Below are 24,707 nucleotides of genomic sequence, written 5' to 3'. Positions count from 1 at the left end.
GCGCAGGCAGATCTGGAAGTGGGAGTAGGCAATGCTTCGTCGGTTCGAGTCGATCAGGGACTCCGGCATCTTCGAGGACTTCCGTTGGGGTGGCTCCAACCCCGACTTCGAAAGAATCAACCTGATCTACGGCACGAACGGTGCCGGAAAGACATCACTGGCTCGTGCTCTGGACAGCCTGGACGCCGACAGCGGTGGATTCACCAAGGTTTCCGTCCGTCTGAGCGACCCAGACAGGACGAACGAGCGGTCGAGCAGCCAGCAGTACGACAACGAGTTCGATCGCATCCATGTCTTCAGCGAGGCATATGTCGACCGGTCGCATAACTTCCGCGATGCCGCCGAAATCGACGCCGTTCTCACGTTGGGCGAACGCACCGTTGAGGACGAGGCGCGGATCGCCGAACTGAAGGATCTGATCGAGGCGACTGGCGAGCGCCTCGCTACCGCCGCTCGCACCACGTCCGCTGCCGAGCGCGCGCTGGATAATGAGTACACGGCCATCCGTGACCGAGTGGTCAGTTCGCTACGGCGCGCAGGCGGCGAGTATGCGTCGAACTCGAACTACAGCACGCGGGTCGTCAGGAACAGGTTCGCCGGTTCACACCACTCTTGGACCGTGATAGCCGACCGGCAGAAGGACGCTGACCTCAACACCGTCAACTCCGACGAACGCCAGCGCGTCGCAGCAAAGTCCTATTCGCTTAGGGTACGGCCAGAACTCCGCGACGAGGCTGTCGTGGTGCTCACTACGTCCCCGTTGTCGGTGGTGCTGGACACTCTCGAACAGAACCAGCGTGCATCGAGTTGGGTGGACAACGGCCGGCACCTTCATGCGGGTCTGGATACCTGCATCTTCTGCGGAGGCCCACTCCCCGAGGATCGGAAGCGCCAGATCGAGCAGCACTTCTCCGATGAGGTCGAAGCCGCACAGCGGTCCGTCGACCGACTGCTTCGGGAAGTTGGAGTCTGCCAAGACGCGCTTCATGGACTTTTGGGCGAGGGGAGCATTGTCGGGTCTCTCTTCGAAGACCTGCGCGACGAGTTCAATGCCGCTCACACCGCGGCGAGGAACGAGGCGACCGAGTTGGAAGGGTGGCTCTCAGAGCTGCAACCGCTTTGGAACGGAAGCGCGCCAACGTTTTGCTCCGTGTCGATGACGAGATCACCGCTGCCCCGATCGTCGACGGCACCCGGATCGAAGCGGCGCTGATGACCCACAACGAACGCGTTACTCAGCACGCGACCCTCGTGAGTGAGGCAGCGAAGCGCGTGGAACTCCATCTACTCAAGGAGTCAGAGGCGAAGATTGCCGAACTCGCTGAGGCGGTCGAGACACAGACCAGGGACAAATCGCAGCTTGAGCAAGATCTCCGCATGTACCGGGAGAAGGTGGCCGCCCTAGAGAACGTCGAGGGCGACCCGCTCCCAAGCGCGGAAGTCATGGCGAAGGAGCTGACTCGCATCCTCGGGCGCAACGAACTGTCATTTGAGCTGCTCCCCGACGGCAAGCGCTACAGAGTTACCCGCCATGGGGCACCAGCGCTTGACCTGAGCACGGGTGAGCGGACAGCGATCACATTGATTCACTTCCTCGAACGGGTCAAACGCTCCGACGCCGCCAATGGCAAGCCAATCGTGGTGATTGACGACCCAGTCTCGAGTCTCGATAGCAACGCCTTCACAGGTATCTCGACCTACATCTGGAGCGAGACCGTCTCAAGGAGCCACATTGAGCAGGTCTTCCTACTGACGCACAACTTCGAGCTCTTCCGGCAGTGGGATATCCAGATTGAGGGGCTCCCAGGGCGGCGTGGTGCCGGTAACAACAGGGGATACGCCTCGAACTGCTACGAGCTCGTCGCCCCGCACAAACAAGTCCATGGCAAGTCGAAGCGAGTTCCACAATTCAAGGTCTGGCCGCCCAGCGAAGGGGCACGAGTCAAGATCCGGTCGAGCTACCACCATGCGTTCATTTCGGCAGTTCGGGCGCAGGCAGCGTTGCAGGACGACGGCTCGATGGAGAAGAAGCTCGATGCACTGCTCCTCTATCCGAACGTGCTACGCCGGATGCTCGAAACCTTTCTCGCGTTCAAGAGCCCGTCCTTGGCCGGGAACTTCACGGATGCCATGCGCGACGTCGGCAACACGCTTGAGGCGCGCGGCTACGAGGGCGATGCCGACGCACTCCGGATTCAGCTGACCAGGTTTACGCATGCGAACTCCCACGCTGACTCTCCCGAGACCGATGTCGCCGTGAGCCCCGACGAGATCGGCGCGATCATCTCGGCTGTCTTCACCTTCATGAACGCCGTTGATACGGGGCATTTCGAAGGCCTCTGCCGCGTTGCAGGAATCGAGGCGTCGACACTCCTACTCGTATCGCATCCAGTCATCGAGGTACCTGAGGCGCGTGCGGCCGCAGCGCCCCGCACCTCGGACCAAGGCGTCGACTGATTGTGTGGCGTGATCAGCAACGCGTGCACGAAGGTGGTCCGCGGAGCATTGGCAGGAGATCCACGCCCGCTCACCACGGCCCGTCACCGCACAGACGTGATGAGCTATCACATCCGGCGGCACCACAAAGAGGAGGATCGATGGCGCGGCGGCAACGAAGACTTGAGATTAGGGCACGCGGCGTCCGGCGATCCGACCCAGACCTGGACGCGATCGCCCGCATCCTCATCAAGGAGCTCAGAACTGACCTCGCCGGACACCCCGCCGCCTAACCAGCGGCGATCGAACCCGCGCCGCAAGGTTTCGAGACCACTCAGCCTCGTTGACATAAGTGTGATTGGAGGCCGTCCTGACGGTCGTTCGAACGTCACAGCAGCCCCAGAACACCCCAGAAGAGCACCGAAGCGGGCCGTTTCCGGCCCGCTTCGGTGATTTTCTACTTACTAACCTTGGTGGAGGTGAGGGGACTCGAACCCCTGACCCCCTGCATGCCATGCAGGTGCGCTACCAGCTGCGCCACACCCCCGGGGTCATCGCTCCGTGGAGCAACGAAGAGAGATATTAGCGAACACCCACGGCGAGGTGAAATCCGGGCCCGGCGCGAGCGCGTACAGCGCCCGCCCGGCCCTCGCGGGGGCCGGGCGGACCGATCGGATCCGGTGCTGCGGACGTCCCTCAGCAGCCCGTCGCGGGCTGGCGGAAGCCCTGGAACGGGTTGAGGTCGCCCATGAGGGTGTACCGGCCGCCCGCGCCGCTCTGGTTCGGCTCCGAGCCGGTCGCGTTCGACGGCGATCGCACGAACCACGGCAGCAGCGCCTCGTCCTCGGGGTGGTAGTACCCGTCCGAGCTCACCGTGCCGTTCGGGTTCGGGCCCTGGCGGAAGGTGTTGGTGCCCATGGCGAAGCCGATCCCGACGACCGGGTCGCCGGTCTCCAGGACGTTGGTGCAGCCGTACTGCGGAGCGGTCGGCGTCAGCCACGGCTCCACGTAGTTGTTGACGAACGGGTCGTCGGCCCACTCCGCGATCTCGTGGCTGATCGCGTGGATGTCCTGCAGGGCCCAGTACGTACCGCCGTTGGGTCGGGCGTACACCCCCGGGCTGAGGTACGACGCCCACGCGAAGGTCTGCACCGCACCGTTGCCCTGGTTCTTGCCGTAGCCCTTCTTGAGGCCCGCCGCACCCGTCCCGTGGAAGCCGATGATGCCCGTCGTGCTGACGTCGTTGTTCGTGTAGAGCAGCACGTCGTCGGTCAGGTAGAGCGGCAGGTGCGTCGGGTCGGCCGTCGTCTCCAGGTTGTTGATCTGGCCCGCCCACCACGTGGCGTTGAGGGCCGCGATGGTGACGCCGCGACCGCTCAGCAGGAGCGTGCCCTGCTGCTGGGGAACCGTGATCGTCACCGCGGGCAGCAGGTTGGCGTGCAGCCGCAGGTGGTACGGACTGGCTCCCGTCCGGTCGAACTGGGCCCGCATGGTGGCGTCCTCGAGCTGCAGCGGTACGCCGGCGTCCTCCTGCGAGAGCGCTCCGCCGGGGCCGCGGACCTGTTGCGGCACGCCGGGGAAGTTCCCCGCGGCGGTCGCGGCCGGCGTGGTGCCGTAGTCGTTGTTCTGGAACAGCGGCGAGGACAGCGTGGGCTCCAGCACGCTGTTCCCGTCGAAGGTCTGGCCCGCGATCTTGACCACCACCGGAGTGATGTCGACCTGGACGGTGACGTCGCAACCGCTTCCCGAGCAGCTGTTCGGGTCCGCCCCGACCATGTTGTACGAGTAGTCGATCCCGTTGCTCGGGTCGAGGCTGTGGCCGTACCAGTGCGCGACGGTACGGCTGGTCGGCAGCACCTTGGCACCACCATCGAGGACGACGCTGCGCGCCGACGCGGGGTCACCGGCGAACGGTGGCGGAGCCGCCGGCGAGGAGGCTGCCGTGGCGACGGCCGGCGCGAGGCCGATGACGACGACACCCGTCGCCGCGACTACGAGGAGCTTGCTGATCGAACGGTTCATCTGGGATCTCCAAGGGGCAGACGCCCTGGCCGATCGCCGGGGGCGACATCCCAGATTCGCACGGCCCTCCGGCCGCGCCAATGCACGAATTAGGGGGCCGCGATGTTGTACGCCGCCACCGCCCAGCCGCCGTTCTCCCGCTCGGCCAGCTCGACCCGCGCGCAGTTGGTGAGGGCGCAGAAGGCGGACGCGGCCTCGGGCGTCCAGCCCAGCCAGGCGACCAGGCCGGTGCGGATCGAGGCGCCGTGCGCGACGGCGACGCCGAGCTCGCCCGGCCCCAGCGCGTCGACCAGGTCGCCCAGGCAGGCGGTGAAGCGCTTGGCGACGGCCTCGGGCGGCTCGGCGTCGGCGAGCTCGTCCCAGCGGCCGGTGCGGAACAGCTCGAAGCCGGCCGGGTCGGCGGTCGCGAACTCCTGGTGGGTCGATCCCTCCCAGCGTCCCAGGGTGTACTCCCGCAGCCGCTCGTCAGGCACGGGGGCCAGCCCGCAGGCCTCCCCCACGATCTCGGCGGTACGCCGGGCGCGGGACAGGTCGGACGTCCAGAGCAGGGTCGGCTTCAGGGCGGCCACGATCGGCGCGACCGCCGCGGCCTGCGCGAGCCCGACCGCGTCGAGCTGCGAGTCGATCTGTCCCTGGATGCGGCACTCGGCGTTCCAGGCCGTCTGCCCGTGCCGCAGCAGGACGAGCCGGCGCATCCCTGGCGTCCCGGCCATCAGAGGTCGTCGGGAAGAGCGATGGTCGGGCAGTCGCGCCAGAGCCGCTCGAGGGCGTAGTACTGCCGCTCCTCCTCGTGCTGCACGTGCACGACGATGTCGCCGAAGTCCAGCAGCACCCAGCGCCCGTCCCGCTCCCCCTCGCGGCGGATCGGCTTCGCGCCGACCTCGCGGACCCGGTCCTCGATCTCCTCGACGATGGCCTTCACCTGGCGGTCGTTCGAGCCCGAGGCGAGCAGGAACGCGTCGGTGATGGCGAGCTGCTCGCTGACGTCGAAGGCGATGAGGTCGGTGGCGAGCTTGTCGGACGCGGCACGGGCCGCGACCTCGATCAGGCCGACGGCGAAGTCGGTGGCGGTCATGGGTCTCCCGGGTAGAGGCGGTGCTTGTCGATGTACTGGACGACGCCGTCGGGCACCAGGTACCAGATCGGCTGCCCGGCCGCCTGTCGCTCGCGGCAGTCGGTGGACGAGATCGCCAGCGCCGGCACCTCGAGGATCGTCACCTTCTCGCCCGGAAGCGAATCGACGACCTCCGGCGCGAGCTCCGCGCCCGGCCGGGTGCACCCCACGAAGTGCGCGAGGTCGAAGACCTCGTCGGCGTTGCGCCAGGTGACGATGTTGGCCAGCGCGTCCGCACCGGTGATGAAGAACAGGTCCGAGTCCGGCCGCTGCTCGTGCAGGTCCCGCAGCGTGTCGATGGTGTACGTCGGTCCGGGCCGGTCGATGTCGACGCGCGACACCGTGAACCGCGGGTTCGCGGCGGTGGCGATCACCGTCATCAGGTAGCGGTGCTCGGCCGGCGAGACACGGCGCTCGGCCTTCTGCCAGGGCTGACCGGTCGGCACGAAGACGACCTCGTCGAGGTCGAGCCACCCCTGGACCTCCGAGGCGGCCACGAGGTGCCCGTGGTGGATCGGGTCGAACGTCCCACCCATCACCCCCACACGACGCCGGGCGCTCACCAGGTCACCGACCACTCAGGCCGGCAGCGGGACGCCCCAAGGCTTGCCGCCAGACCAAGGCAGGACCTACGCAGACCATTGCGGGCCGGAAGTCTTGCCGCCAGACCAAGGCAGGACCTACGCAAGCCAACCGCGGGCCGGCAGCGTGTCGCCGCAGCGACCGAGGCCGGGTTTGCGGCGCGAGGCGACGAAGGGAGCGCCAGCGACCGAAGGAGCCGAGAGTCGCAAACCCGGCGAGGGAGCGTCCGCGGCGACACGCTCGGCCAATTTCACGTGTGGTCGCGACCGCCACCGAAGGCGACCAGGGCCCCCAGCAGGAGCAGCAGGACGAGGAGGAAGCCACCACCGACGATCCACGGGTCAATCTCGAGCGCGAGCATGGCGCTGATGCTATCCAATCAGCACGTGGAGGACGTCGACGCCCATGAACAGCAGGGCGAAGCGGATGCTGCGGCCCACCACGACCGTCGGGATGAACACCCACAGGGGCATCTTCAGGAAGCCCGCGACGGCCGCCATCGCGAGCAGCGGCGGGATGCCGACCGAGGCGGCGATGAACATGATGGTGGCGGCGTACCAGGGGCGTCCCTGCATCCGCGTCGTCCAACGGGCATAGGCCTCGGCGATCTTGGGCTTCGACATCTTGCGCTGCACCCAGGGCAGCCGGCTGCCGTGCAGGGCGAGCTCGTACCAGATGATCTTGCCGAAGGTGGCGCCCACACCGGCCGCGATGCCGAGGGAGATGGCGGCGCCGGTGCTGTCGCCGTACTTGGCCCCCGCACCGAGGATGTAGACCTCCATGGGGAGGAACGGCAGCAGCGCCGACGCCAGGCTGAACAGACAGGTCGTCAGCCAGACCAGGATCATGCGGTGGCGATCCGGTCGCGGATCTCGGCGGGCAGGTGCTCGGGGATCGGGCGGTCCGGGATCGGGAGTCCGAGCTGGAGCAGCCAGCGCAGCGACACGCACTTCACGGCCAGCAGGCCGACGGCGATGATCGTGCCGAGCCACCACCAGCCGCTGAACAGCAGGATGACCGCGAACGCACCGGAGTTGGCGCCCTTGCCGATGCGCGACCAGTTCCACAGGTAGATCCGCTTGTCGATCACCCAGAAGTAGTTGGGGCTGCGGATCGGCCAGGCCAGGAAGGCGGTCGACAGGAACATGTCGACGACCATGAACTCCAGCAGGTAGATCCCGATCGGGATGCCGATCAGGGTCATGTGACCCTGGTCGAACAGCCAGCCCTTCGGCTGCAGCCACACCAGGCCGCCGTACAGGACGCCGCACGCCAGCCGGTCGCACATCATGTCGACGACGGCGCCGATGCGCGTCTCGCAGTCGAACCAGCGGGCCCACTCGCCGTCCAGGCTGTCGCCGATCCAGTGCGAGACCAGGCCGATCCACATCCAGGTCAGCGACTGCTCGTGCGCCGCCCACAGCGCGATCGCCAGGGTGATGACGATCCGGACCGCAGTGATGATCGTGGCACCGGTGAAGAGACGCTCGCTCGCGGGGTCGGCCATGATCCGCTCATTGGTGCCCGCCATGGGCGGAAACCTACCCCGAGCGGGTACGACGGACGGACCCTCCCCCCGCGACATCCACGCACCGTTCACCGTCGATCCACCTCGCGTCCCTACCGTTCGGGACGTGATCTGGCCGGCGGTCTGCCTCGCCCTCGCGAGTGCCGCGACGACCGGGCTCTCGACCGCGATCCAGCACCACGTGGCGGGCCAGTCGCCGCTCGGCGGCGTGTGGCGCCGGCCGCGCTGGCTGCTCGCGCTCGCCCTCGGGCCGGTCGGCTTCACCGCGCATGCGCTCGCCCTCCGCCACGGCCCGATCAGCCTGGTCCAGCCCGTCGTGGTCGTGGGCGTCGTCGCGGCCCTCCCGCTGCGCGACCTGGTGGCGCGGACCCGGCCCCGGTGGAGCGACGTACGCACTGCGACGGCGACGGTCGCCGCGCTCGCCCTGCTCCTGCTGGCCGCGGCCCCGCGGCCCGCGCGGACGGCGCCCGACCCGACGGCGCTGTTCCTCGCCACCGCCGCCGGGGTCGGCCTCGCGGGTCTCGCCGCCGTCCTCTCCCGCGCGGTACGCCGGCCGGCCACTCGCGCCGCCGCCCTCGGCCTGGCCTCGGGCGTGCTGTTCGCCCTGATGGCCGTGCTCGTCGACGCCACCCAGCTGTGGCTGCGCTCCCACCCGCTCGCGGCACTCCCCCTGGTCTGGCTGCCGTACGCCGTGGTGGGCTGCGGGGTCGGTGGCCTGGCGGTCAACCAGGTCGCGTACGGCGCCGGCCCGCTGGCGGCCTCGATGCCGGTCCTCAACGTGACGAACTGCCTGCTGACCGTGGCCCTGGGCGTGACCGTCCTGCACGAGTCGGTGCAGACCTCGCCCTGGCGGATCGCCGTCGCGCTCGCCTGCGCGGCGGTCATCGGGCGCGTGCTGGTGCGGATGGCCGGCGCCCCGGCCGACTCCCCCGCTCCGGCCCCGGTCGCGGTCGCCTGAGCGCCGTTCCTTGTCCACATACAGTTGTTGTCATACAATCATTTCATGCGACGAACCAGCCCTGACCCGCTCGCGGTCTGGATGGGCCTGATGGGCCTGGTCATGGACCACAAGATGCTCGCCCCGGCCCTGCTCCAGGAGGCCAGCGGCATGCCGTGGAGCCGCTACCGCGCGCTGCGCCGGGTCGAGGACCGGGCGCTCTCGCAGCGCGAGCTCGCCGAGGCCATGCACGTCGACGCCCCGGCGATGTCGGGGATCGTGAACGACCTGGTCCGTCGCGGGTACGCCGCCCGGGTCGCCCATCCCGACGACGCGCGCAAGCGCCTGGTCACCATCACCGACGAGGGCCGCGGCCTGATGGAGCGGCTGCGCACCCTTCCCGACGTGGTGCCGGCGCCGGTAGCCACCCTCACCGCGGCCGAGCGGCGCGAGCTGGCCCGGCTGATCGACAAGATGCGCGAGGCGGCCGAGTCATGACCGAGATGACCCACGGCCGGCGCAGGGGCGTCCTGGCCATCTGCTGCATGAGCCTGTTCATCGTCGGCGTGGACGCGACCGGGGTGAACCTCGCGCTCCCCTCGATCAGCCGCGACCTCGCCGCCACCGGGAGCGAGCTGCAGTGGGTCATCGACGCCTACACGCTGGTCCTGGCCAGCCTGCTGATGCTCTCCGGCTCGATGGGCGACCGGCTCGGACGGCGCAGCGTCTTCCAGACCGGCCTCGTCCTGTTCGGCCTGGGCTCGCTGCTGTGCTCGGCCGCGCAGACCCCCGGCTTCCTGGTCGCGGCCCGGGCGGTCCAGGCCGTCGGCGGCTCGATGCTCAACCCGGTGGCCATGTCGATCATCACCAACACCTTCCGCGAGCCCAGGGAGCGCGCCCAGGCGATCGGCCTGTGGGGCGCGACGGTCGGGCTGAGCATGGCGCTCGGCCCGGTCCTCGGCGGCGTCCTCGTCGACGCGGTCGGCTGGCGCGCGATCTTCTGGCTCAACATCCCCGTCGTCGTGGCCGCCCTGGCGCTGACGGCGGTGTTCGTCCCGGAGTCCCGGGCCGATCGGGTACGTCGGCTCGACCCGGTCGCGCAGGTGCTGGTCGTCGGCCTGCTCGCCTCGCTGACGTACGCGATCATCGAGGGCCGCTCGCTGGGCTGGGGCTCGACGACCGTGCTCGGCTGCTTCACCGCCGCGGGCGTCGCGGTCGTGATGCTGGTGGGCTACGAGCTGCGGCGTACCGAACCGCTCCTGGACCCGCGCTTCTTCGCCAGCATCCCGTTCAGCGGGGCGGTGCTGAGCGCCATCCTCGGCTTCTGCGCGATGGGCGGCTTCCTGTTCCTCAACACCCTCTACCTCCAGGACGTCCGGGGACTCTCCCCGCTCCAGGCGGGGCTGATGACGCTGCCGATGGCCAGCGCGACCGCGGTCATGTCGCCGATCTCGGGCCGCATCGTCGGCGCCGTGGGCCCGCGGGTGCCGATGGTCGTGGCCGGCGCGGGAATCGCGCTCAGCGCGCTGATGCTGCTCCGCGTCGAGAGCGGTACGCCGATGGCCTACCTCGGCGTGGCCTACCTGGCCTTCGGGATCGGCTTCGGGATGCTCAACGCGCCGATCACCAACGCGGCAGTGTCCGGCATGCCCAGGGCCCAGGCAGGCGTCGCCGCGGCGATCGCCTCGACCAGCCGGCAGGTGGGCGTCTCGCTGGGCGTGGCGGTCCTCCCCACGATCGCCTACGGCCACCTGCACGGCGCGGCGTCGACCGGGCTCGCGGACGCCTCGCATCCCGCGTGGTGGCTGATGCTCGGCTGCGGCCTGGCGATCCTCGCCCTGGCGCTGGTGACCACGAGCGCCGTGGCGATCCGGACCCGGGACCGCGCCGCGGCCGCGCTGGGCGCCGCCTGAGCCGTAGGCCCGCGTCAGCGGATGTGGCCGTCCCCGATCACGACGTACTTGGTCGAGGTCATCTCCGGCAGGCCCATCGGTCCCCGCGCGTGCAGCTTCTGGGTGCTGATCCCGATCTCCGCGCCGAAGCCGAACTCGCCGCCGTCGGTGAAGCGGGTCGAGGCGTTCACCAGCACCGCCGCCGAGTCGACCTCCGCGACGAACCGCCGGGCGGCGCCCTGGTCCTCGGTGACGATGGCCTCGGTGTGGGCGCTGGACCAGGTCTGGATGTGCTCGATCGCCTCGTCGATGGAGTCGACCACCCGGGCGGCGATGTCCATCGAGAGGTACTCGGTGCCCCAGTCGTCGTCGGTCGCGGCCTCCGCGCCGAGCTCCTGGAAGGACGCGTCGCCGTGCACCACGACGCCCGCGGTCTGGAAGGCGGCGGTGATCCGCGGCAGGAACTCCCCCGCCACGTCGCGGTGCACCAGCAGCGACTCCGCCGCGTTGCACACCGACGTGCGGTGGGTCTTGGCGTTGATCACGATGGCGAGCGCCTTGTCCAGGTCGGCCGCCGCGTCGACGTACACATGGCAGTTGCCGACGCCGGTCTCGATGACCGGGACCGTCGACTCCTCGACGACCGACTGGATCAGGCCGGCACCGCCGCGCGGGATCAGCACGTCGACGTACCCGCGCGCCCGCATCAGCGCCTTGACGCTGTCGTGGCTGTCGCCCGGGACGAGCTGGACGACGTCGGCGGGGAGGTCGCTGGCCACGATCGCGTCGCGCATCACGGCGACCAGCGCGGCGTTGCTGGACCGCGCCGACGAGGAGCCGCGCAGCAGCACGGCGTTGCCGGACTTCAGGCAGATGCCGGCGGCGTCGGCGGTGACGTTGGGGCGCGCCTCGTAGATCATCCCGACCACGCCGAACGGCACCCGGATCTGGCGCATCTCCAGCCCGTTGGCGAGCACGCCGCCGCGCACGACCTCGCCGACGGGGTCGGCCAGGCCGGCGACGTCGCGCAGGCCCTGGGCCATCCCGTCCAGCCGCTCCGGCGTGAGCCGCAGCCGGTCGATGATGTTGGCGGGCGTACCGCCCTCCTCGGCGCGCGCCACGTCCTCGGCGTTGGCGGCCAGGATCTCCGCGGACCGGTCGGTCAGGGCGTCGGCCATGGCGTGCAGCGCGCGGTCCTTGTGGGCCCGGGTGGCCAGCGCGAGGGTGCGCGAGGCGGTGCGGGCGTTGCGGGCGACGTCGATCACGTCAGCGGCGGTACTCACCCCCACAGATTAGTTGCTCGCAGCGCGCAACCTCCCGGCGTGCTCGCGCGTCCCAGTCGGCAGACGGCCGCTCGGGCCGGCACCCCATTCGCTCCATCGGAGGATCCGCATGTCCCTCAGGTTCCGCGTCGCCGCCGGCGCACTCGCCCTCTGCACGCCCCTCGCGTCGATCGGGATCGGCGGACTGACGACCCCGGCCGCCCGCGCCGACACCGCGCCTCCCCCGGTGCTCAAGCTGTCCGCGCCCGCCAAGCAGACGATCTACACCTACGGCAACAGCGTGTACGGCGGCTTCGGGGTCCGCATGATCAACTCCGGCGGCCCCTTCGAGGTGCGCGTGACGCGCCCCGACTACACCACCCCGCTGCAGGCCTTCGAGCGGCTGGGCGGGGTCGACGTACCCCTGTCCACCGACCTGCCGGTCACGTTCAACGCGCTCGGCTCGTTCCTCTACATGAAGTTCACGCCGCTCGGCACCAACACCCACCCGGCGTTCTTCCACAAGTTCGACTCGTGCATCGGCCAGCAGGCCGACCGCGTCGACCCGGCGGCACCGGGCGAGTCGGACTACCCGACCCAGTGCTCCTACAACCCCTTCGCCCTCGGGTCGCTGATGGGCATCCAGCAGGGGTACGCCGCGTCGGTGACCGACCAGTGGGGCGGGCTGAACGTCCGCGTCCCCACCGGCCGCTGGCAGGTCGCCATCAGGATCAACCCGATGTGGGCCAAGGCCCTGCACATCCCGGTCGCCAACCGGAGCGCCACGACCACGATCACGGTCAAGCAGGACGGCGGCTGCGTGGTCGACCGCACCGCCGCCCGCGGATGCCGTACGGCGCCCCGCATCGCTCCGCGACTGGCCCAGCCGTCCGGCGTACGCCCCAGCGCGCAGCGCGCCATCACGGCGGCCGAGCTGCCGGCGGGCACGCCGCTCCCGGATCTCCGCGCACTGCCGGCGACCGGCTTCCGGATCTCGCCCAGCGGCAACTTCCTGCAGTTCTCGGCCACGGTGTGGAACGGCGGCACCTCGCCGATGGTCGTCGACGGCTTCCGCACCGGTGACCTGACCATGGACGGCTACCAGTACTTCTACGGCGCGGACGGCAAGCAGCTGCCCGACTACGTCAAGGTCGGCACCTTCGAGTGGGACGCCCGCCCGACGCACCTGCACTGGCACTTCAAGTCGTTCGCGGCGTACTCGATGCTCCCCCTCGGCGTGACGCCGCAGCCCTCCGGCCACGCCCACGACGTCGGCGGCGTCGACTCGCGCAAGGAGGCCTTCTGCCTGGCCAACACCGACGCCATCGACCTGGCGGGCCCGGGTGCGGACATGAACCCGAGCAACACCGACCTCTCGACCGCCTGCGGCGACTACACCTCGCTGTCGACGCGTGAGGTGCTGGCGGCCGGCTGGGGCGACACCTACGCGCAGTTCCGTGCCGGCCAGTCCTTCGACCTCCGCAAGCTGCCGAACGGCTGCTACAACGTGTGGGTCGAGGGCAACCCGGTCGTCAACGCGACCACCGGCGCCCGGACCCTGATCGAGTCCGACACCACCAACAACCAGGCCAAGCGCAAGGTCTGCATCGGCGGCCGCACCGACCACCGCACCATCACCCGGATCGCGAAGGTGGGCCTGGTCGACGACCCGGGCTACGCCTACTACGGCGACGACTGACCGACGAGCTGCCGGTGAGGTGCCGGTGAGGTGCCGGTGAGGTGATCCGTCAGGAGGGACTGGTACATACCAGTCCCTCCTGATTTCCGCTGGTCAGACGGGCCGCACATCCGCTGGCCCCCGAAAACCTTCCCGCGGTCCCCGGGCCGTCTTACCGTCGGTGTGAGCCGCGGGACTCGGCCGATGCGGGAGGCCTACTAACACAACAAGGGGATGGGCAGTCATGCCCGACAACAAGCAACGGATGAGGAGGACGCTGGTCTCGGTCACCACGGTGGCGTCCATGGCTTTTCTCGGTCTCGGCACGGGGATCTACGGCGGAGCGGCACGTGCGTCGACGCCCGTGACCCACGCCGTCTCGACCACGACGAACATCACGGCGAGCACCGGCAACGGCGCCTGTCTCAACGGCCCGTCGGGCGACCCGGTCAACTGCAACCTCTACCAGTCCAAGGAGGACGTCTGGTTCAGCGGACTGCCGACGTCGCTGGCCGACGGCACGTACTTCTTCGCCGTACTGGAGCCCGGAGGTCAGGCGGACCCCAACGACGGTGGCGCCAAGAACCTCTCGACGAGCGACCCGTACGGCGCCCGCTCGTTCTCCATCGCCGGCGGCACCATCACCAACCTCGGCGACCACGTCCTCGAGAACAACGAGCTCCAGCTCTTCCCGTACGCCGACACGAGCAACCCGGGCGGGGTCTACAACCTGGCGGTCTGCTCGCTGGCCAACGGCTACCCGGTCAAGCCGAGCGACTGCAAGTACGACGCCTTCAAGGTGCGGGCGTCGAACCCGCCCCCGAACCCGCCCGCGTCCGAGCCGACGGTCGTCAAGGACGCCAGCGGCGCCTACGACACCACGTGGAACTGGGGCATCACCAAGGACGTCGACAAGACGCTGGTGAAGCAGGTCGGTGGAACCGCGACGTTCAACTACACGGTGTCGGTCACCCACGACGCCGGCACCAACAGCAACGTGACGGTCTCCGGGACGATCGATGTCTCCAACCCGAACTTCGACTCGGCGTTCAACATCGTGCCCCTCACCATCAGCGGCATCAGTGACCAGCTGTCCGACGGCACCGTCTGCACGGTGGACACCAGCGGTGGTCTGACGCTCACGGCGTTCGACAACCTGTTCCCGTACTCCTGCCACCTCGCGGGCCTGCCCGCCGGCCAGCTGGACAACACCGCCACGGCCACCTGGGGCGCGCAGACGCTGTCCAACGGCTCCGACCTGACGGCCGGCTCGGCCGACTTCACCTTCTCGGCGATCTCCTTCTCCCAGACGGCGATCGACGACGCGGTGAACGTGACCGACACCTACGCCGGGACGCTCGGCACCGTGACGGCCACCGACCCGAGCCCGACCACCTTCACCTACGCGCGCACGGTGCCGGTCCCGGCACACGACTGCCTGTCCTACGACAACACCGCCACGTTCACCACGGACACCAGCGGCACGACCGGCAGTGCGTCGCAGACCGTGATGGTGTGCGGGGCCGCGAGGACCGGTGCTCTCACGATGGGGTTCTGGCAGAACAAGAACGGCCAGGCGATCATCAAGGCCGCCAGTGAGCCCGCTCTGATCAACTGGCTCAAGACCTACGCACCGTTCGGGGACATCACCGCGACCAACGCCACCGGCATGGCCACCTACGTCACCAACGTGATCAAGGCTGCCAACGCCAGTGGCTCGTCCATGAACGCCATGTTGAAGGCCCAGATGCTCTCCACGGCACTGGACGTGTACTTCAGCGACCCGGCGCTCGGCGGCAACAAGATCGGCGCCCCGGCACCGATCGGCGGGATCTCGATCGACCTCACCCAGGTCTGCAAGAACCCGCTCAGCTGCACCGCCTACATCAACGCCGGCCCGGCGTTCGGCGGAGCGACCAGCATGACGGTGAGCCAGCTCCTGGCCTACGCCGCGAGCCGGTCGAACATCGGCGGAAGCGTCTGGTACGGACAGGTCAAGTCCACCCAGGAGCTCGCCAAGGACACGTTCGACGCGATCAACAACCAGGTCGCGTTCGGCGCGTGATCTGACCGAGTGACACCCGGTAGGGCCTCGCCGACGGGGCCCTACCGGCGCATGTCAGGAGCTCGCCGTCACCGACAGCGTGAAGGAGACCTTGCAGGAGCTGCTCACGGTCCACACGTAGGTCCCGGCCGGGACGGTCGTGGAGACCGTCAGCCCGGTGGGGCCGCTCGCCTGCGCGAGGACCGAGCCCGAGGACGTCGCGACGCTGAGCGAGAAGGCGGAGCACTTGCCGAACGACAGCGTGCCCGTCGTCGTACCGGCACCGGCGGCGACGGTGTAGGAGCGCTTCGTCACCGTCCGCGTCAGGCTGCCGCTGTACGTCGTGGTGGTGGTCGGGGTGGGCGTCGGGGTCGGGGTGGGCGTCGGGGTGGGCGTGGGCGTCGGGGAGGGTGAGGGCGCCGGCGGGGGCGGCGTGCTCGACCCGGTCAGGGCGGCGATGGCCCGCGCCGCGTTCACCCGTCCGTAGGCGATCGGCTTGCTCCCCGCGATCGGGTCGGTCGTGGTGAACAGCGCGTTCGCCACGTCGGCGGGTGTCGCGGTCGGCACCGAGGACAGCAGCAGCCCCGCGATGCCGGCGACCACCGGGCTCGCGATCGAGGTGCCGCCGACGGCGCCGTACGCACCGTTGGGCAGGGTCGTGACCGTCGAGCCGGGCGCGGCGACGTCGACCCAGGAGCCGTAGTCGGAGTAGGAGTACGGCGTGTCGGTCTGGTCGGTGGCCGCCACCGAGATCACACCGGGGATCGACGCCGGGTACGTCGCCGTGCTGTTGCCGTTGTTGCCGGCGGCCGCCACGACCACGGCGCCGTGCGCGTTCGCGTAGGACACCGCGCTCGCGAGGACGCTCGAGGCCGTGGTGCCGGCCATGCTGATGTTGAGCACCCGGGCACCGTGGTCCACGGCCCAGGTGATGCCGCTGGCGATGTCGCTGCTGTAGGCACCGGTGCTGTTGTAGACCTTGATCGGCATCAGCCGGCACTGCCAGCAGTACGCCGCGACGCCCTGGCCGTTGTTGGAGCCCGCCACCGCGACCCCCGCCACCTCGGTCCCGTGGCCGAAGGTGTCGGCGGTGTCCGCGGTGCCGGTCAGGACGTTCCAGCCGGGGACCAGGACCGGCGCGAGGTCGCTCTGGCTCGCCACCACGCCGCTGTCGATCACGGCGACGACGACGCTGCTCGCGCCGGTGGTGGTCCCCCATGCGGTCGGCGCCTGGGTCTTCACGCTGCCCCACTCCCCGCCACTCAGCGCGCCCGCGCCGGTCGGGAAGTAGGGGTCGTCGGGCGTGACGTCGGTGGGGAGCTCGGTGCCGTCGACCTCGGCGTACGCCACCGTCGCGTCGGCGCGGAGGCGGGCGAGCACCGCGGCCGCCCGGTCGGAGGGGACGGTCACCACCCGGGCGCGCAACGCTCCGATGGCCGACCGCTCCGTGGCGCCGAGGCTGCGGTCGAGCGCCCGGATCCCGGCCGGCGTCGCGGATGCGCGATAGCCCACGACCAGGCGGGTCGCGCCTCCCAGGTCGGCGCTGGCCCGAGCACCGTTGGTGCCGATCAGCAGCGTCGCCGCGGCCAGGAGGGCGAGAACGATCCCGCGGAGGGCGCGGAGGAAGGACGGGCGCGATGTTCTGGACACAGGACTGACAGCCTCCGGGGGATGGATCTTCGACCGGAGCATCGACCCGGGTATGCACACACTGAGGGGTCGCGTCAGCCGAATCGCGCAGCTCGCACGAAACCGTCCGAGCGTGTCGCGGGTCCGGGACATGGTCCTGGGCCGAGCCCGCGTCGTGCCCTAGGGTCGCGGCCATGCGCGTCCTGATGCTCGGCGACAGTCACTTCGACCGGCTGCACCTCATCCCGTGGGCCGTCTCGCGCGACACCGTGAACCTCGCGGTCGGCGGCGCGATCGCGCCGGAGATGCTCGACCAGCTAGGTGACCTGGACCCCCGCGACTTCGACGTCGTGATGATGAGCATCGGCAGCAACGACGGCGCCAGCCGGCCCATCCCGCTCGAGGAGTTCCTCGGCGCGATCCGGCAGGTCCTGGAGCGCTGCGAGGGCCGCTCGGTCGTGCTCGCGACGAGTCCCGGCGTCGACGAGCGGGCGCCGTACCCGGAGGTCCGCGTGGAGGAGTACGCCGCCGCGGCGGCCGCGCTGGTCCGGTCGCGCGGCGGCCTCGTGGTCGACACCCCGAAGGTCATCGCGCCCCTCGGCATGCGGGCCCGGATCGCCGACGGCGTCCACCTCAGCAAGGCCGCCCACCTGCTCTTCGTCCCCGCCCTGCGCCGCGCCGCCCGGACCGCTGCCAAGCGATCACGTCGCTAGCTCGGGGCGGTCCGGTCAGGAGACGCTCGCCTCGGCCGCCACCTCCTGCGCCTCCTCCTCGGACGCGGCCGCGGGCGCCGAGCCCCACATCCGTCGTCCGTTCGGCTCCTGCAGGAACAGCAGCGAGACCGCGCCGACGACACCCGCCCCGATCAGGTAGTACGCCGGCCAGTTCAGGTCGCCCGTGGCGCTGACGAGCGCTCCGACCACCACCGAGACGGTGCCGCAGAACAGTGAGATCGCGACGTTGAACGCGACCGACAGGCCGGCTCCGCGCACCTCGGTCGGGAACAGCGACGGCAGCGTCGAGGGGCCGGTCGCGCTGAAGCAGATCAGCGCGAAGCCCATCAGCGCCAGGCCGGCGAACACCCCAGCAGTGCTGTGCGAGCGGACGAGCAGGACCATCGGCAGCGCGAGCACGAGCAGCATGCTCGTGCCCGTCCACATCAGCGGCTTGCGGCCGACCCGGTCCGAGAGCAGGCCGAGCAGCGGGATGAGGAGCAGCGCGATCGCCATCACCGCGATCTGGAGCCACTGCGAGGCGCTCGAGGACACGCCACCCCCGGCCGTCGCGTCGGGAACCGTCTCGGTGACATAGGTCGGCATGTAGGAGGTGAGCATGTAGTTGGTGACGTTCCAGACGATCACCAGGCCCATGCACACCAGGAGGAACGGCCACAGCCGAGCCAACGTGCGTGCCTCGCTGCTGGCGCGGTGGGCACGCTCCTTCTGCTCCGCGTCGCGCTCCAGCTGCTGGAACGCGGGCGTGTCGGCCAGCCGGGTCCGCAGGTAGACGCCGACGATGCCGAGCGGCAGCGCCACGAAGAAGGGCAGCCGCCATCCCCAGGAGTGCAGCTGGGCGTCGGAGAGCTGGGCGTCGACGACCGTGACGACCAGGGCGCCGAGCAGATAGCCGGTGAACGTGCCGAACTCCAACCAGCTGCCGAGGAAGCCCCGGCGCCGGTCGGGTGCGTACTCCGCGATGAAGGTCATCGCGTTGCCGTACTCACCGCCGGTCGAGAAGCCCTGGACGAGTCGCGCGAGCAGCAGCAGGGCGGGCGCCCACAGACCGATCGCGTGCTTGTCGGGGATGCACCCGATCGAGAAGGTCCCGAGGGCCATCAGGATCATCGTCGCGGCGAGCACCGTGTTGCGGCCGATCCGGTCGGCCAGCGGGCCGAAGAACAGACCGCCGAAGGGGCGGACCAGGAAGGCGACCGCGAACAGGCCGAAGGTGGCGATCGTGCCGGCGGTGTCGCTCAGCCCGGAGAAGAAGACATCCTTGATCGTGGGCTCGAAGTAGGCGTAGACGCCGAAGTCGTACCACTCGGTCAGGTTGCCGATCGCGGCTGCGCCGATGGCACGACGGACCACCGACGGCTCGGTCACGATGACGTCGTCGGCGCGCCACTTCCGGGGACGTTCGCGTGGGATGAGGACGGACACGGCTGCGGGCAGCGCTCCTTGGTCGAAAGATCGGGTACGTCACCGGTTCCCCGACGGGTCGCCGCCATGTCCTGGCAGACCGGCACGACCCGAGACGGCCGGTAAAAGTGCGACCGGGGAGCACCGTGCTGGACGGTGCTCCCCGGTCGACGGGAGCTGAGGAGCTCAGCCCTTGCGAGCGTTGATGCCCTCGGTGACCTTCGGCAGGACCGAGTGGAGGTCACCCACGACGCCGAAGTCCACGAGCTCGAAGATCGGGGCCTCCTCGTCCTTGTTGACCGCCACGATGGTCTTCGAGGTCTGCATGCCGGCCCGGTGCTGGATCGCGCCGGAGATGCCGTTGGCGACGTACAGCTGCGGCGAGACCGTCTTGCCGGTCTGGCCGACCTGGAAGGTGTGCGGCTTCCAGCCGGAGTCGACGGCGGCGCGCGAGGCGCCGACCGCGGCACCGAGCGCGTCGGCGAGAGCCTCGACCGCGGTGAAGTCACCGCCGGTGCCACGACCACCGGAGACCACGATGGCGGCCTCGGTGAGCTCGGGGCGACCGGTGGCCTGACGCGGCTGCGAGGCCACGATCTGCGCGGTCTTGGCGGCGTCCGAGATCGTCACGGAGACGTTCTCGACGGTGCCGGCGCCGGCACCCTCCTCCGGGGCGGCCGAGTTGGGCTTGACCGTGATGATCGGCGTGCCCTTGGTGACCTTGGCCTTGACCGTGAAGTTGCCGGCGAAGACCGACTGGGTGGTCGTGCCGTCGGCCTCGACGTCGATCGCGTCGGTGATCAGGCCCGAGCCGAGCTTGATCGCCAGGCGACCGGCGACCTCCTTGCCCTCGGCCGAGGACGGGATCAGGATCGCGGCCGGGCTGGCCGTGCCGGCGATCTGCGCGAGGACCTCGGCCTTGGGGGCCACCAGGTAGCCCTTGATCTCGGTGTCGTCGACGACGTACACCTTCTCGGCGCCGTAGCCCTTGACGGCGTCGGCAGCGGCGGCAGCCTTGTCGGCGCCACCGATGAAGACCGCCGAGGGCTCACCGAGCCGCTTGGCGATGGCGAGGAGCTCGTAGGTCGGCTTCTTGACGGTGCCGTCGACGTGGTCGACGAGAACCAGAACTTCAGACATGTCCAGCCTCCTCAGATGAACTTCTTCGAGGCGAGGAACTCGACCAGCGCCGTGGCACCCGAGCCGTCCTCGTCCTTGACGATCTCGCCGGCGGTGCGCGGCGGGCGGGCGGCGGTCTCGGTGACCTCGCTCCACGCGACCGACAGGCCGACCTCGCCGGCGTCGACACCCAGGTCGCCCAGCGAGTAGGTCTCCAGCGGCTTCTTCTTGGCCGCCATGATCCCCTTGAAGGAGGGGTAGCGGGCCTCGCCGGACTGGTCGGTGACCGAGAGGACCAGCGGCATGGTGCCGCCGATGACCTCGGTCGCCGCGTCGCCGTCACGCTTGATGCGGACCTGGTCGCCCTGCGACTCCACCACGGCGGCCTGGGAGACCTGCGGCAGGTTGAGGCGCTCGGCCAGCATCGCCGGCATGACGCTCATCATCGAGTCGGTGCCGGCCAGGCCGGTCACGACCAGGTCGGGGACGCCGATCTTCTCGATGGCCTTGGCGAGCACCAGCGACGTGGCGATCGCGTCAGAGCCCGCGATGGCGTCGTCGATGACGTGGACGGCCGAGTCGGCGCCCATCTGCAGCGCCTTGCGCACGGCGGCCTCGGCGGCCTGGGGGCCGACGGTCAGCGCGATGACGTTGACCTCCTCGTCGGCGCGCTTCTCCTTGAGCTGCAGGGCCTGCTCCACGGCGTACTCGTCGAGCTCGGAGAGGAGCCCGTCGACGCCGACGCGGTCAACGGTGTTGTCCGACTCGAACCGCCGGTCGGCGGTCGCGTCGGGAACGTACTTAACGCACACGACAATGTTCATGGTTGTGGCCGCAACGGCCCCTTCCTACTCGTAGGACAGCGTTGGGCAGGTTACCGCCCGGTCACCAACCCCGGCGAACCCGTCCACGTGGCCTTCGCCACGCCGCTGGCCGCCGCCGGAGCGGATCAGCGACGGATCAGGCGCTCCAGCGCGCGGCCCACCACCAGGTAGACGACGGCGGCGATGCCGTAGTTGGCCAGCACGGTCTTGGTCTCCGCGTTGGCCCCGGTGCCGCGCCAGATCGGGTTGTCGAGGTCGAACCACCCCAGGTCGCAGTGGTCGGCGACGCCGCGCAGCAGCTTGATCAGCGAGTTGGCCGGGTTGGCGTCCAGGGCGTAGCTGAAGGCGGCGCCGGCCAGGCACAGCGCGATGACCACACAGACCGTCCAGAGCACCGACGCGATCCGGCCTCGGATCTGCGCGGAGGTCAGGGCACGGCTGCGCCGCGGGGCCGTCGCCTCGACGGTCGCCCCGCTGTCGTGCTGCTCCTCCGCGTCCTGCTCCTCGCTCACCTCGTCGCCCTCCCGCATCACTTGCCCGTGAAGGTGGCCTTGCCCGGCCCGTTCTCGACGAAGGAGCGCATGCCGATGCGGGCGTCCTCGGTGGCGAAGATGGAGGAGAAGTGCCGGCGCTCGATGAACAGCCCCGTCTCCAGGTCGCTCTCCAGGCCCTGGTCCACCGACTCCTTGATCGCCCTCAGTGCGTACGGCGCTGCCCCGGAGAACTGCCGCGCCCACGCGACCGCGGCCTCGTAGACCTCGGCGGCCGGGAGCACCTTGTCGACCAGTCCGATGGCGAGCGCCTCGTCGGCCTTCACGAACCGGCCGCTGAACAGCAGCTCCTTCGCCTTGGCCGGACCGACCAGCCGCGGCAGCCGCTGCGTGCCTCCGGCACCCGGGATGATGCCGAGCAGCACCTCCGGCTGGCCCAGGACGGCGTCCTCGGCGGCGTACCGGATGTCGGCGGCGAGGGCGAGCTCGCAGCCGCCGCCGAGCGCGTAGCCGTTGATCGCGGCCACGACCGGCTTGGGGATCCGCGCGATCGCGGTGACGGCGCCCTGCAGCGCGTCGACCCGGTCGACCATCGCGGTGTAGGGGATCTCCCCCATCTCCTTGACGTCGTTGCCGGCGGCGAACACCCGCTCGCCGCCCCAGACCACGACCGCCCGGACGTCGTCGCGTGCGGTGGCCTCGGCGGCGACCGCGGTCAGCTCGTCCTGCACCTGCAGGCTGATCGCGTTCATCTTGGGACGGTCCAGTCGGATCGTCCCCACACCGTCGGCCACGTCCAGCCGGACGAACTCGGTCATCGGGTCCCTTCCCTCGAGCATGCGGTCAACCAAGCATTCTGCCGTGACTGGGAGCCGGCCGCAGCCCGACCCGCGAATGGTGATCATCTAACTTGGAGCCGTGACCCCCGGATCGTGGCGTTCTCTCGGCGAGCAGGCTCCGACCTGGCCCGGCCGCAACTGGCCCCTCGGGGCGACCTGGACGGTCGCCTCCACCAACTTCGCGGTCTACGCGCCACGTGCCACCGAGGTCTGGCTGTGCCTGTACGACGACGGGCCCGGTGACGCCGAGCGCCGCTTCCCGCTCACCGAGCAGTCGCTCGGCATCTGGCACGGTGCGCTGCCCGGGATCGCGCCGGGCACCCGGTACGGCTACCGCGTCGACGGTCCGCACGAGCCCGAGCAGGGGCTGCGCTTCGACTCCGAGGTCGTGCTGCTCGACCCGTACGGCCTGGCCGCCGGCGGGGAGCCGATGCGCAGCGTGGTCGTGGATCCGGCGTACGACTGGGGCGATGACGCGCCCATGTCGCTGCGGTGGCGCGACACCGTCATCTACGAGCTGCACGTCAAGGGCTACACCCAGCTCCATGACCGCATCCCGCCCGAGCTGCGCGGCACCTACGCCGGCCTGGGCCACTCGGTGGTCACCGACTACCTGCGCGACCTCGGGATCACCGCGGTCGAGCTGCTGCCCGTGCACCAGTTCGTGCCCGAGCCGGCGCTGGTCGAGCGCGGGCTGACCAACTACTGGGGCTACAACACGATCGGCTTCTTCGCCCCGCACGGCGCCTACAGCGCCTCGGGCGACCGCGGCCAGCAGGTGACCGAGTTCAAGCAGATGGTGCGCTCGTTCCACGCCGCGGGCATCGAGGTCATCCTCGACGTGGTCTACAACCACACGGCCGAGGCGGGCCCGGACGGCCCGACGCTGAGCTTCCGCGGGTTCGACGACCGCGGGTTCTACCGGCGGGTGCCGGTCCCCGAGGGCGAGTACGACGACACCTACTGGGACGTCACCGGCTGCGGCAACACCGTCGACTCCGAGGACCCCCTCGCCCTGCGGCTGATCCTCGACTCGCTGCGCTACTGGGTGACCGAGATGCACGTCGACGGCTTCCGCTTCGACCTGATGTCGGCCCTCACCCGCACCGCGGGCGACGACGCGATCCGGATCGACATGGCCTGCAAGCTGCTCACCGCGATCGGCCAGGACCCCGTGCTGCGGCACGTGAAGCTGATCGCCGAGCCGTGGGACACCTCGATGGACGGCTACCTGGTCGGCAACATGCCGCCGCCGTGGGTGGAGTGGAACGACAAGTTCCGCGGCACCGTGCGGGACTTCTGGCGCACGCAGACCCCGGGCATGTTCGACGTCGCCACCCGGCTGGCCGGCTCCTCGGACCTGTACGCCGACGACGGACGCTCGGCGTACAACTCGGTGAACTTCGTGACGGCCCACGACGGGTTCACCCTGCGCGACCTGGTCTCCTACGAGCACAAGCACAACGAGGCCAACGGCGAGGACAACCGGGACGGGACCGACGACAACCGGTCGCAGAACTTCGGGGTCGAGGGCGAGACCGACGACCCCGCGATCGTGGCGGCCCGGCGGCGCCAGGCGGCGAACCTGATGGCGACGCTGTGCCTGTCCAACGGCGTGCCGATGCTGACCGCGGGCGACGAGCGGGGGCGCACCCAGGGCGGCAACAACAACGCCTACTGCCAGGACGACGAGATCTCCTGGGTCGACTGGCGGCCCGACGACGCGTGGCTGGACGTCTACGAGCTCACCAAGGCCGCCCTCCGGTTGCGCCGCGAGCACCCGGCGCTGCGGCAGCGGCACTGGTTCGAGGGGCGCCCCACCATCGTCGGCGGCGCGAAGGACCTGGCCTGGCTGCACCCGACCGGCCGCGAGATGACCGACGAGGACTGGCACGACGAGGGCCTGCAGACCATCGGCATGTTCGTCTCGGGCAAGCCGCTGCGCGAGCCCGGACCGCACGGCGAGCAGCTGCTCGACAGCTCGTTCCTGGTCTGGTTCCACGCCGGGGCCGGTGACGTCGACCTGTACCTGCCCGACAACGACTGGGTGCACAGCGGGTCGGTCGTGCTGTCCACCGATCCCGACCTCGCCGCCGGTACGCCGGTCCGAGCGGGCGAGTCGATCACCATCGGGCCCCGCACGGTGGTGGTCCTGCAGGAGGCGTAGGCAGG

22 protein-coding genes and 1 tRNA gene are annotated in these 24,707 nt (G+C 69.9%); 9 read left to right on the top strand and 14 right to left on the bottom strand.

Features of this window, described 5'->3' with window-relative positions; all coding sequences use genetic code 11:
* Window positions 1-31 precede the first annotated feature (31 nt).
* Both ACYU8V_RS07565 and ACYU8V_RS07560 read left to right on the top strand, forming a co-directional pair.
* The gene (locus tag ACYU8V_RS07565) at window positions 32-1,213 is read left to right on the top strand and encodes an AAA family ATPase (protein ID WP_460846362.1); all 1,182 of its coding nucleotides are present in this window, start codon (window positions 32-34) and stop codon (window positions 1,211-1,213) included.
* Complete coding sequence (locus ACYU8V_RS07560; protein ID WP_460846361.1) at window positions 1,120-2,457, top strand: AAA family ATPase; 1,338 nt, start codon at window positions 1,120-1,122, stop codon at window positions 2,455-2,457. The genes ACYU8V_RS07565 and ACYU8V_RS07560 overlap by 94 nt, the downstream gene beginning before the upstream one ends.
* A gap of 450 nt (window positions 2,458-2,907) precedes the next feature.
* Here ACYU8V_RS07560 and ACYU8V_RS07555 read toward each other — a convergent pair.
* The 7 genes from ACYU8V_RS07555 to ACYU8V_RS07525 form a co-directional block, all read right to left on the bottom strand.
* Window positions 2,908-2,983, bottom strand: a tRNA-Ala gene (locus ACYU8V_RS07555).
* A 149-nt stretch (window positions 2,984-3,132) separates the two neighbouring features.
* Window positions 3,133-4,458, bottom strand: coding sequence for a hypothetical protein (locus tag ACYU8V_RS07550; protein ID WP_460846360.1), 1,326 nt, complete (start codon window positions 4,456-4,458; stop codon window positions 3,133-3,135).
* Between the two features lie 89 nt (window positions 4,459-4,547).
* The gene (locus tag ACYU8V_RS07545; RefSeq protein WP_460846358.1) at window positions 4,548-5,171 is read right to left on the bottom strand and encodes a histidine phosphatase family protein; all 624 of its coding nucleotides are present in this window, start codon (window positions 5,169-5,171) and stop codon (window positions 4,548-4,550) included.
* Window positions 5,171-5,533: a ribosome silencing factor gene (gene rsfS / locus ACYU8V_RS07540; RefSeq protein WP_460846355.1), complete on the bottom strand. Its 363-nt coding sequence runs from the start codon at window positions 5,531-5,533 to the stop codon at window positions 5,171-5,173. The genes ACYU8V_RS07545 and rsfS overlap by 1 nt, the downstream gene beginning before the upstream one ends.
* Window positions 5,530-6,150: a nicotinate-nucleotide adenylyltransferase gene (gene nadD / locus ACYU8V_RS07535; RefSeq protein WP_460846353.1), complete on the bottom strand. Its 621-nt coding sequence runs from the start codon at window positions 6,148-6,150 to the stop codon at window positions 5,530-5,532. The genes rsfS and nadD overlap by 4 nt, the downstream gene beginning before the upstream one ends.
* A gap of 375 nt (window positions 6,151-6,525) precedes the next feature.
* Window positions 6,526-7,002: a hypothetical protein gene (locus ACYU8V_RS07530; protein WP_460846350.1), complete on the bottom strand. Its 477-nt coding sequence runs from the start codon at window positions 7,000-7,002 to the stop codon at window positions 6,526-6,528.
* The gene (locus ACYU8V_RS07525) at window positions 6,999-7,685 is read right to left on the bottom strand and encodes a CDP-alcohol phosphatidyltransferase family protein (RefSeq protein ID WP_460846349.1); all 687 of its coding nucleotides are present in this window, start codon (window positions 7,683-7,685) and stop codon (window positions 6,999-7,001) included. The genes ACYU8V_RS07530 and ACYU8V_RS07525 overlap by 4 nt, the downstream gene beginning before the upstream one ends.
* 103 nt (window positions 7,686-7,788) lie before the next feature.
* On the opposite strand from ACYU8V_RS07525, the gene ACYU8V_RS07520 reads away from it, so the two are divergent.
* The 3 genes from ACYU8V_RS07520 to ACYU8V_RS07510 are packed head-to-tail and all read left to right on the top strand — an operon-like array spanning window position 7,789 to window position 10,532.
* A complete protein-coding gene (locus tag ACYU8V_RS07520; RefSeq protein ID WP_460846348.1) occupies window positions 7,789-8,640 on the top strand; it encodes a DMT family transporter in 852 nt (283 codons plus the stop codon).
* 45 nt (window positions 8,641-8,685) lie between these two features.
* Complete coding sequence (locus tag ACYU8V_RS07515) at window positions 8,686-9,117, top strand: MarR family winged helix-turn-helix transcriptional regulator (RefSeq protein WP_460846346.1); 432 nt, start codon at window positions 8,686-8,688, stop codon at window positions 9,115-9,117.
* Window positions 9,114-10,532, top strand: a complete 1,419-nt coding sequence (locus ACYU8V_RS07510; RefSeq protein WP_460846344.1) for an MFS transporter — start codon at window positions 9,114-9,116, stop codon at window positions 10,530-10,532. Before ACYU8V_RS07515 ends, ACYU8V_RS07510 begins: the two co-directional genes overlap by 4 nt.
* A 14-nt stretch (window positions 10,533-10,546) precedes the next feature.
* Here the strand turns inward: ACYU8V_RS07510 and ACYU8V_RS07505 are convergent, their stop codons facing one another.
* The gene (locus ACYU8V_RS07505) at window positions 10,547-11,794 is read right to left on the bottom strand and encodes a glutamate-5-semialdehyde dehydrogenase (protein ID WP_460846342.1); all 1,248 of its coding nucleotides are present in this window, start codon (window positions 11,792-11,794) and stop codon (window positions 10,547-10,549) included.
* Between the two features lie 109 nt (window positions 11,795-11,903).
* On the opposite strand from ACYU8V_RS07505, the gene ACYU8V_RS07500 reads away from it, so the two are divergent.
* Complete coding sequence (locus tag ACYU8V_RS07500) at window positions 11,904-13,472, top strand: hypothetical protein (protein WP_460846341.1); 1,569 nt, start codon at window positions 11,904-11,906, stop codon at window positions 13,470-13,472.
* 244 nt (window positions 13,473-13,716) lie between these two features.
* The gene (locus ACYU8V_RS07495) at window positions 13,717-15,516 is read left to right on the top strand and encodes a hypothetical protein (RefSeq protein WP_460846340.1); all 1,800 of its coding nucleotides are present in this window, start codon (window positions 13,717-13,719) and stop codon (window positions 15,514-15,516) included.
* Between the two features lie 54 nt (window positions 15,517-15,570).
* On the opposite strand, the gene ACYU8V_RS07490 is transcribed toward ACYU8V_RS07495, so the two are convergent.
* Entirely contained in the window at window positions 15,571-17,145 is a 1,575-nt protein-coding gene (locus ACYU8V_RS07490; protein ID WP_460846338.1) for a S8 family serine peptidase, read from the bottom strand.
* Between the two features lie 173 nt (window positions 17,146-17,318).
* Here ACYU8V_RS07490 and ACYU8V_RS07485 point away from each other — a divergent pair, with 173 nt between their 5' ends.
* Complete coding sequence (locus ACYU8V_RS07485; RefSeq protein WP_460846337.1) at window positions 17,319-17,837, top strand: SGNH/GDSL hydrolase family protein; 519 nt, start codon at window positions 17,319-17,321, stop codon at window positions 17,835-17,837.
* A 15-nt stretch (window positions 17,838-17,852) separates the two neighbouring features.
* Here ACYU8V_RS07485 and ACYU8V_RS07480 read toward each other — a convergent pair whose 3' ends face one another.
* The 5 genes from ACYU8V_RS07480 to ACYU8V_RS07460 all read right to left on the bottom strand — a co-directional run bounded on the left by ACYU8V_RS07480 (window position 17,853) and on the right by ACYU8V_RS07460 (window position 22,535).
* Window positions 17,853-19,283 carry an MFS transporter gene (locus tag ACYU8V_RS07480; RefSeq protein ID WP_460846336.1) on the bottom strand — a complete coding sequence of 477 codons (1,431 nt, stop codon included), beginning with the start codon at window positions 19,281-19,283 and terminating at the stop codon, window positions 17,853-17,855.
* A gap of 165 nt (window positions 19,284-19,448) precedes the next feature.
* Window positions 19,449-20,402, bottom strand: coding sequence for an electron transfer flavoprotein subunit alpha/FixB family protein (locus ACYU8V_RS07475; protein WP_460846334.1), 954 nt, complete (start codon window positions 20,400-20,402; stop codon window positions 19,449-19,451).
* 11 nt (window positions 20,403-20,413) lie between these two features.
* Window positions 20,414-21,205 carry an electron transfer flavoprotein subunit beta/FixA family protein gene (locus ACYU8V_RS07470; protein WP_460846333.1) on the bottom strand — a complete coding sequence of 264 codons (792 nt, stop codon included), beginning with the start codon at window positions 21,203-21,205 and terminating at the stop codon, window positions 20,414-20,416.
* A 125-nt stretch (window positions 21,206-21,330) separates the two neighbouring features.
* Window positions 21,331-21,717 (bottom strand): hypothetical protein, encoded by a 387-nt coding sequence (locus tag ACYU8V_RS07465; RefSeq protein WP_460846332.1) that lies wholly within the window; start codon window positions 21,715-21,717, stop codon window positions 21,331-21,333.
* A gap of 17 nt (window positions 21,718-21,734) precedes the next feature.
* Entirely contained in the window at window positions 21,735-22,535 is an 801-nt protein-coding gene (locus ACYU8V_RS07460; RefSeq protein WP_460846330.1) for an enoyl-CoA hydratase/isomerase family protein, read from the bottom strand.
* A 79-nt stretch (window positions 22,536-22,614) separates the two neighbouring features.
* Between ACYU8V_RS07460 and glgX the strand changes: the two genes are divergently transcribed.
* Entirely contained in the window at window positions 22,615-24,702 is a 2,088-nt protein-coding gene (glgX, locus tag ACYU8V_RS07455) for a glycogen debranching protein GlgX (RefSeq protein WP_460846328.1), read from the top strand.
* Window positions 24,703-24,707 lie beyond the last annotated feature (5 nt).

This window comes from Nocardioides ultimimeridianus (assembly GCF_054777895.1).
Note: the sequence above shows the minus strand (reverse complement) of the source record. Positions and strands in the feature narration are given on the sequence as shown.

Coding starts and splice junctions, on each gene's coding strand:
- ACYU8V_RS07565 (WP_460846362.1), top strand. CDS start 32: ATGCTTCGTCGGTTCGAGTCGATCAGGGACTCCGGCATCTTCGAGGAC.
- ACYU8V_RS07550 (WP_460846360.1), bottom strand. CDS start 4,458: ATGAACCGTTCGATCAGCAAGCTCCTCGTAGTCGCGGCGACGGGTGTC.
- ACYU8V_RS07545 (WP_460846358.1), bottom strand. CDS start 5,171: ATGGCCGGGACGCCAGGGATGCGCCGGCTCGTCCTGCTGCGGCACGGG.
- rsfS (WP_460846355.1), bottom strand. CDS start 5,533: ATGACCGCCACCGACTTCGCCGTCGGCCTGATCGAGGTCGCGGCCCGT.
- ACYU8V_RS07530 (WP_460846350.1), bottom strand. CDS start 7,002: ATGATCCTGGTCTGGCTGACGACCTGTCTGTTCAGCCTGGCGTCGGCG.
- ACYU8V_RS07525 (WP_460846349.1), bottom strand. CDS start 7,685: ATGGCGGGCACCAATGAGCGGATCATGGCCGACCCCGCGAGCGAGCGT.
- ACYU8V_RS07515 (WP_460846346.1), top strand. CDS start 8,686: ATGCGACGAACCAGCCCTGACCCGCTCGCGGTCTGGATGGGCCTGATG.
- ACYU8V_RS07510 (WP_460846344.1), top strand. CDS start 9,114: ATGACCGAGATGACCCACGGCCGGCGCAGGGGCGTCCTGGCCATCTGC.
- ACYU8V_RS07500 (WP_460846341.1), top strand. CDS start 11,904: ATGTCCCTCAGGTTCCGCGTCGCCGCCGGCGCACTCGCCCTCTGCACG.
- ACYU8V_RS07495 (WP_460846340.1), top strand. CDS start 13,717: ATGAGGAGGACGCTGGTCTCGGTCACCACGGTGGCGTCCATGGCTTTT.
- ACYU8V_RS07485 (WP_460846337.1), top strand. CDS start 17,319: ATGCGCGTCCTGATGCTCGGCGACAGTCACTTCGACCGGCTGCACCTC.
- ACYU8V_RS07475 (WP_460846334.1), bottom strand. CDS start 20,402: ATGTCTGAAGTTCTGGTTCTCGTCGACCACGTCGACGGCACCGTCAAG.
- ACYU8V_RS07470 (WP_460846333.1), bottom strand. CDS start 21,205: ATGAACATTGTCGTGTGCGTTAAGTACGTTCCCGACGCGACCGCCGAC.
- ACYU8V_RS07460 (WP_460846330.1), bottom strand. CDS start 22,535: ATGCTCGAGGGAAGGGACCCGATGACCGAGTTCGTCCGGCTGGACGTG.